The organism is Pseudomonas sp. GM49, assembly GCF_000282355.1.
GTDB lineage: Bacteria > Pseudomonadota > Gammaproteobacteria > Pseudomonadales > Pseudomonadaceae > Aquipseudomonas.
Window position 1 is genome coordinate 1 of record NZ_AKJL01000281.1, and the last position, 530, is coordinate 530.

At 55.8% G+C, this 530-nt stretch carries 1 protein-coding gene; it reads left to right on the forward strand.

Going from position 1 to position 530, the window contains the following annotated elements; translation table 11 throughout:
* A partial coding sequence (locus PMI29_RS04705; protein WP_008002696.1) for an ATP-binding cassette domain-containing protein occupies nucleotides 1-362 on the forward strand: 362 nt, incomplete at its 5' end.
* Nucleotides 363-530: the final 168 nt, after the last annotated feature.

Genomic DNA, 530 nt, shown 5'->3' on the forward strand with positions numbered 1-530 from the left:
TGCAGGAATTCCACATCAGCCACATCCGCGACAACCTCGGCATGAGCCTGTCAGGTGGTGAGCGCCGTCGCGTGGAAATCGCCCGCGCCCTGGCCACCAATCCGAAATTCATCCTCCTCGACGAACCCTTCGCCGGTGTCGACCCGATTTCGGTTGGCGATATCAAACAGATCATCTACCACCTCAAGGCCAAAGGCATTGGCGTGCTGATCACCGACCACAACGTCCGTGAAACCCTGGATATCTGCGAAACGGCCTATATCGTCAACGACGGCCAGTTGATCGCCGAAGGTGACGCCGAAACCATCCTGGCCAACAGCCTGGTCAAGGAAGTGTACCTGGGCCATGAGTTCCGCCTGTAAGCGCTGAAGCAGTCATGGCGGATGCCAGACCGCGGTAACGATAAAAATCAACAGTTTTTTATTGTTACAGCGGTCTAGGCAAACACTCCACTTTCAGGCATATAATTTGCTTATGTTTGGCGCCCCGGCGCCCTGTAGTGGATGGCGCATGTGCGCCGGCGAATAAGG